Origin of the sequence: Chitinophaga sp., assembly GCF_036569185.1 — a bacterium.
Taxonomy (GTDB): Bacteria; Bacteroidota; Bacteroidia; order Chitinophagales; family Chitinophagaceae; genus Chitinophaga.
On record NZ_DATCRD010000401.1, the window covers coordinates 22745 to 29195 of the forward strand.

The 6451-nt window shown below is 45.2% G+C and carries 7 protein-coding genes and 1 pseudogene; 2 read left to right on the forward strand and 6 right to left on the reverse strand.

Annotation, left to right across the window (positions count from 1 at the left end; translation table 11 throughout):
* Positions 1-527: 527 nt before the first annotated feature.
* Positions 528-761, reverse strand: coding sequence for a hypothetical protein (locus VIM72_RS30235; RefSeq protein WP_332006529.1), 234 nt, complete (start codon positions 759-761; stop codon positions 528-530).
* A gap of 131 nt (positions 762-892) precedes the next feature.
* Between VIM72_RS30235 and VIM72_RS30240 the strand changes: the two genes are divergently transcribed.
* Both VIM72_RS30240 and VIM72_RS30245 read left to right on the forward strand, forming a co-directional pair.
* Complete coding sequence (locus VIM72_RS30240; protein WP_332006530.1) at positions 893-1468, forward strand: sigma-70 family RNA polymerase sigma factor; 576 nt, start codon at positions 893-895, stop codon at positions 1466-1468.
* Positions 1443-2576: a S1C family serine protease gene (locus VIM72_RS30245; RefSeq protein ID WP_332006531.1), complete on the forward strand. Its 1134-nt coding sequence runs from the start codon at positions 1443-1445 to the stop codon at positions 2574-2576. The genes VIM72_RS30240 and VIM72_RS30245 overlap by 26 nt, the downstream gene beginning before the upstream one ends.
* 73 nt (positions 2577-2649) lie before the next feature.
* On the opposite strand, the gene VIM72_RS30250 is transcribed toward VIM72_RS30245, so the two are convergent.
* The 5 genes and pseudogenes from VIM72_RS30250 to VIM72_RS30270 all read right to left on the reverse strand — a co-directional run.
* Positions 2650-3366, reverse strand: a complete 717-nt coding sequence (locus VIM72_RS30250) for a carboxypeptidase-like regulatory domain-containing protein (RefSeq protein ID WP_332006532.1) — start codon at positions 3364-3366, stop codon at positions 2650-2652.
* 181 nt (positions 3367-3547) lie between these two features.
* Positions 3548-3733 carry a CsbD family protein gene (locus VIM72_RS30255; RefSeq protein WP_332006533.1) on the reverse strand — a complete coding sequence of 62 codons (186 nt, stop codon included), beginning with the start codon at positions 3731-3733 and terminating at the stop codon, positions 3548-3550.
* 80 nt (positions 3734-3813) lie between these two features.
* Complete coding sequence (locus tag VIM72_RS30260) at positions 3814-4767, reverse strand: aldose 1-epimerase (RefSeq protein WP_332006534.1); 954 nt, start codon at positions 4765-4767, stop codon at positions 3814-3816.
* Between the two features lie 114 nt (positions 4768-4881).
* Positions 4882-6210: a xylose isomerase gene (gene xylA / locus VIM72_RS30265; RefSeq protein WP_332006535.1), complete on the reverse strand. Its 1329-nt coding sequence runs from the start codon at positions 6208-6210 to the stop codon at positions 4882-4884.
* A 32-nt stretch (positions 6211-6242) separates the two neighbouring features.
* Positions 6243-6451, reverse strand: a pseudogene (locus VIM72_RS30270) (carbohydrate kinase); the annotation flags it as partial.

A 6451-nucleotide genomic window follows, 5' to 3' on the forward strand; every position in this document is an offset into this window, starting at 1 on the left:
AAACAGAAAGGGTCCCGATCCGGGACCCTTTGCGCTGTACTTTTATATGTAAGTATATTATTGCAAACGAGTCCCCTGCTTCTTCGCATAAAAGAAGTAAGAGAAGTAATAAAAAAAATAATTGCCTGAAACTGGCTGTAACATATGTTTACCTGTTGATGGCATCAGTTGGCTGCATGCCGGTTTTTGATATTAAAAAGGCCTTCCGGTTCCGGAAGGCCTTTTTGTAGTTCTTTTATCTTTTTACAAACGACCTCCCTATTCCTGGTACCAGAAATAATAAAAGCTAAAAAAGCCAAAAGAGGTTTGTTGTATCATATTATTAATTGTTACTCGCTTTGAGTGTAGGACAAAAATACGGCACGATTTTAATTATCCAAGGGGTATCATAGAAAAATATGCTTTTTTCAATAACAAAGGTTATTTATTGAATAACTTTCAAAAAAATGGATTTTCTTAAGCAAACGGGGCATAAAAAAACCGTCCAGGCCAAGCCTGAACGGTTAATTATAAATTCTAAAGTCAGATTAGTGATGAGCAGCAGCTGAATCAACAGTTTTAGCAGCAGAATCAACAGTTGCTTTTGCAGCCTCAGCTACAGAATCAACAGTAGAAGTAGCTACCTGAGCAGCTGAATCGATAGAAGCACCAGCAGCAGTAGCGGTAGAGTCAGTAGCAGTTTCAGTTTTTGCGCCACCGCAAGCAACTGCGAACAGACCGAAAGACAGAGCTAAGAAACCAATTTTGATTACGTTCTTCATGATACAATTATTTAAGTTGTTTTTGAATGATTTAACCTTTATACCGGGATCACCTAAAAGGTAACCCAAACTTTTAAAAATATTTTTTTTCGCTACTTTGGGTTACCAAATGCCTAATAACTGTATTAAGAGTGAAGCAAAATCAAGACATAACAAGAGACAGGGAATTATTGCTGGGACTGGCAAAAGGTGAGGATAAGTCATTGGAAATCATCTATTCAGAAAATTTTCCAGTGGTTTTACGGATGATTCTTCAGCATAATGGCTCGGAAGACGACGCAAAGGATGTATTCCAGGAAGCTGTTATAGTATTATATGAAAAGGTTCAAAACGGTGATTTTACTTTAAGCAGCAGGCTCAAAACCTTTCTTTATTCGGTTTGCCGCCATCTGTGGCTTAAAAAAGTACAGCGTACCTTCGGATTATATGCTTTAACGCCTGAACTGGAAGAAGTGATCCCGGCTACAGAAGCACTGGAAGAGCATGAGGCAAGGGACCAGGAATTCAGGATCATGGAAGGGGCCATGAGCAATATCGGCCAACCCTGCCAAACCATCCTGGAAGATTATTACCTGCATAAGAAATCTATGCAGGAAATAGCGGAGAAGTTCGGTTACACCAATGCGGAAAATGCGAAGAACCAGAAGTACAAGTGCCTCATGCGTTTGAAGAAGTTATTTTTTGATCAATACAAAACATCACTATAAGCAGAAAGCAGCCATGAAAGAAGACATGATCTTATTACGTGAAATTGAGCGTTACCTGGAAGGGGAAATGAGCGAACAGGAAAAAACTGCTTTCGATACACTGCGTCATACCAATCCATCAGTTAATAAACAGGTAGAAGAACATCAGCTGTTTCTTCAGCACCTGGGCAATTATGGCAAACGTCAGCAATTACAGGCAAAGCTCAACCAGATACACCATCAACTGGATATGCCCAGCCTCCGTAAACAGGCCCAGGAAGAAAACCAGACTGCAAGAAGACGGACCATCCGCCGCAGAACCATTACCAACCTGGCTGCCGCAGCCTGTATCGCTTTGGTGACTTCACTGTCTACCATCGCGATCATACAGAACGTATCAAAAAACAAATCCACCGCACAGTATGAGGATGTAAGAAGGGTGTTGAATAATATTCAACGCTCCCAGAACGCCCTTATCAACGATATGAACAGCAAAAGCAGAGCACCGCTGAACCCCGGTACCTATGGTGGCACCGGCTTCGCGGTATCCGGCAACGGCTATATTGTTACCAATTATCATGTAGTAGCCGGCGCCGACTCTGTATATGTTCAGAATAATAAAGGAGAAGCCTTTAAAGCCATCAGTATCTTTGAAGACATTTCCAGTGACCTGGCAGTACTGAAGATTGCAGATTCTTCTTTTAAAAGTCAGCCGCTGCCTTACGCACTGAAACCACAAAGCGTAAAAATCGGCGAAGAAGTATTCACCATGGGCTTCCCTCGCGATGAAATTGTTTATGGCAAAGGTTATATCAGCGCCAAAACAGGTTTCAACGGAGACACTACCGCCTACCAGGTGTCCATCCCGGTAAATCCTGGTAACAGCGGAGCTCCCCTGCTCGACAACAAAGGAGATGTAGTGGGAATAGTAACCGGTAAACAAACTACCTCCGATGGTATTGCCTTTGCTGTAAAATCGGCCCACCTTAAACACCTGCTGGATGAGATGCCGAAAGACAAACAAGCCCGGAAAGACTGGAACCATAAGAGCCGCCTGGAAGGCATGAACCGGGTAGACCAGATTAAGAAACTGGAAGACTTTGTATATATGGTGAAGGTGTATAACTGAAATATCAATCCTTAAAATAAAAGAGCGGGGTGTAACAATTGTTATACCCCGCTCTCTTTTTATGTATACCTGGCTACTTCTTCATCCAGGCTTTATACTTATCCGTGATCCAGTAAAGCAGATCATTGTTATTGATAGTGCGCATGGTATTATAATCAGGATAATTGTCCCGCATAAATAACTGGAGTGAATCTCCTTTAAGCCCGGTTACCCGGCTCACCAATATCGGTGTAAAGCGGGAGTCGATAAACTTTTCTCTTTCCATTTTCTCATAATTCTCCTTAAACTGCCGTTTTTGTTTTTCTCTTTTTGAGAAACGGGTGATGGGGCTGAACACGATACCGGCTCCCTCCGGCGTGCTGCCGCCCGCCAATGGCTTGTTAGGATTATCGAGGATATACCCATACTGGTTGCGCCTCTCCATGGAATCTATCTGGTAAGGGGTATACTGGGAAGTGATTTCAACTCCTTTCAGGAATTTACCGGCCGATTCCATTACTATGTTAATGGTTTGAGTGCCGGACGACTGGGTAACGATCACCGTATCCGGCTTATATCCCACAAAGGTGACCACGAGCCGGTCGTTGCGGGAAGCGCTTATCTTATAGTAACCACCCTGGTCGGAAAGCGAACGCTTCCCCGAGTTAAGATTACTGACCGTAGCATAGGGCAGCACCAGCCTGTTACTGTCTGAAATCATCCCGGTAACGGTTACCTGGGCCTGTACCTTTGGAGCAAATGCCATACTGAATATACAGCCTAGTGCTATGATGCGTATAAAAACATTCATATAGAATATAATAATTTTAACAGCTGAATCCCCTCCTTTCTCTTACAAACAGATCAGTATAGACATTGTTCATCTACCCCGACAAGGTACAAATTAAAGAAAATGCCAGGGTGTTAAAAAAAACAAAAATCCTTCTGCCAGGGGCAGAAGGATCACTGTATTTAAATTCCAGGTTGTCCAATCAGGCAGACTTCAGTAAATCGATCACTTCCTCCCGGCTTTTACCCAGCTTCTGCTGCAGCTTTCCGATCAACTTATCTTCCTGTCCCTCTTCATATAACAGGTCGTCATCGGTCAGGTCGGCGTACTTTTGTTTCAGCGTACCTTTTAATTCATTCCATTTTCCTTTGATCTCTAACTTGTCCATAATCTCTCAGTTTATATGGTGATATAATCGGGTTACTATGGAAGAGGAGAAGCCAAAGAATATGCCATCGGCTGGTTCACTTATAAAGATACCTTGATACGGGTGGTAAAAACCCTGCTTTCACCGGCAGCCAGCTGAACCAGTCCGATCCCGTTGTTAAAGGCATCCGGGGCCCCACTGAGGTTCTCTACTGCTATGCTGGTACGGTGCGGTGGTATATAGATCTGGAGGATCGGGTAACTGTTTTCAGGATAGAAAGCAATGTTGATATTTTTCTTCGGATCGTGGATGGTAGCCAGCGGTTGTGGCTTTGTAAGATCCAGTACAAAAGAATTATCCAGCTCCACTCCTTTCAACGGCTTGCCGGCAGCAAATTCAGTATATGGCAATACTCTTCCTGTGGGCAGCAGTTTTTCGTTGAACTCCACTATCTCTTTGGACGCAAAGGTGAGTACCAATTCATCTGCGGGGGTACCGGTGGTGAAATAGGGATGCCATCCATCCATTACAGGAATGGTAGTACCGCTCTGATTTACAAGGGTAGTGCTCAACTGCAGCTCATTACCGGCCAGCAGGGTGAAGGTAGCTATACAATCGTACGCAAAAGGATAACCGGCATCATCTGTTTGTTTGAAATGATGGGTAAGGGTTACAGCTGCCTGCTGATCATCCGCCTGCTGTGCGGTTACTGTGAAAGGGGCGTCGTATAACAGGCCATGGATAGCGTTTCCGGGGGCCAGTGTTTTCTGGATGCTGTAAGATTTACCCTCCCAGGTATACTGTGCGTCTTTCATGCGGCATGCATACGGACTAAGCTTTACACTTTTAAAGCTGGTGCGCAGATTGGCTTCCAGGTCGCTAAGGTCCTTGTAGCTGTCTATCAGGTTCAGGTTTCCTGTTGCGTGTTTTACTTTAAAAGCATGTAGCAATGCGCCGAAAGAAGGTATTATTTCCACCTGTGTTCCTGTTTCCAGATCCTGGAGCGCAATGATATCAAATCCTGCCTCTTGAAAAGAATGGATGCCAAATTTCATTGTTCATAATTTTGGAAGAAAATATAAAACATTTTGGGATTTCGCTCCATGATTAATTGATAACAGCTGTTTGTTGTTAGTTGATAATTTACCGGCGAAATCCCAAATGGTATTTTAAATACTTGCATTGATCAGGTTTTCCAACCATTCCTGTTTGCCGCTGGTTTGCTTAGGTGCTCCGTTTGCTGCAGCAAAATTCCGGAGGTCTTCCAGTGTTAATTTACCTGCTTCAAACTCCTGTCCTTTCCCGCTATCAAAGGAAGCATAACGGTCCTGACGGAATTTTTTATAGGGAGTGGCAGTGAGCACTTTTTCTGCAACGATAGCAGCTCTGGCAAAAGTATCGATACCACCGATATGCGCGTGGAAGATGTCTTCCAGGTCGGTGGAATTGCGACGGGTTTTTGCATCGAAGTTTACACCGCCGCCGGCAAATCCGCCAGCTTCAAGGATTACGAGCATACTTTCAATAAGATCATTGAGGTTGGTAGGAAACTGGTCGGTATCCCAGCCATTCTGCGCATCTCCGCGGTTGGCATCAATGCTGCCCAGCATGCCTGCATCTGCGGCTACCTGCAGCTCATGCTGGAAGGTGTGCCCTGCCAGTGTGGCGTGATTCACTTCAAGGTTCAGTTTAAAATCTTTATCGAGCCCAAACTGGCGCAGGAAGCCGATTACCGTGGCTGCGTCATAGTCGTACTGGTGTTTGGTAGGTTCGCAGGGTTTAGGCTCTATAAAGAACGTTCCTTTGAAACCCTGTGCCCGTGCGTAATCGCGGGCCATGCCCAGGAAACGGCCCAGGTGCTCCTGTTCGCGTTTCATGTTGGTATTGAGCAGGGTCATGTAGCCTTCACGGCCGCCCCAGAATACGTAGTTTTCTCCACCTAATGCAATGGTGGCATCCAGTGAGTTTTTCACCTGTGCACCGGCATAAGCCAACACGGCGAAGTCGGGGTTGGTGGCAGCGCCGTTCATATAGCGCGGGTTACTGAAAACGTTTGCAGTTCCCCATAGCAGCTTAACCCCACTGGCCTGTTGTTTCTGTTTGGCGTAGGCAACGATCTGCTGCATACGGCTTTCGTATTCCGCTACAGTGGCGCCTTCATCTACCAGGTCCACATCATGGAAGCAATAATAAGGGAGGCCCATTTTGGTAATGAACTCAAAAGCCGCGTCCATCTTATCTTTAGCGCTCTGATTGGCATCCTGGGAGGTAAGCCAGGGGAACTGTTTGGTGCCCGGACCAAAAGGATCGCCCCCGGTTCCGCAGAAGGTATGCCAGTAGGATACGGCAAAACGGAACAGTTCTTTCATGGATTTGCCTGCAATGAGACGATTTTCATCATACCATTTATACGCCAGCGGATTATCGGACTGTGGTCCTTCGAAGGGTATTTTACCAATTCCTTTGAAATACTCGTTGTTTCCTAATGTAATACTCATAACTAATGTGGTTTTAAAATGCTGGATCTGGGTTAGTGCAACAGGGTATTCAGTCCGTTCAGCCAGTTGCCATACACATCCCGGTATTGGGCTTGCAATGCGGCCTCCGGCTCTATTACGGCGAGACATTCCATGCCCCGGAAAGCATCGGCAGCGCTTACATAACCGGCTCCAATAGCGGCTCCACGGGCAGCGCCCTGTGCGCCGTCTGTATTATATAATTCTATCACTACATTGGCGG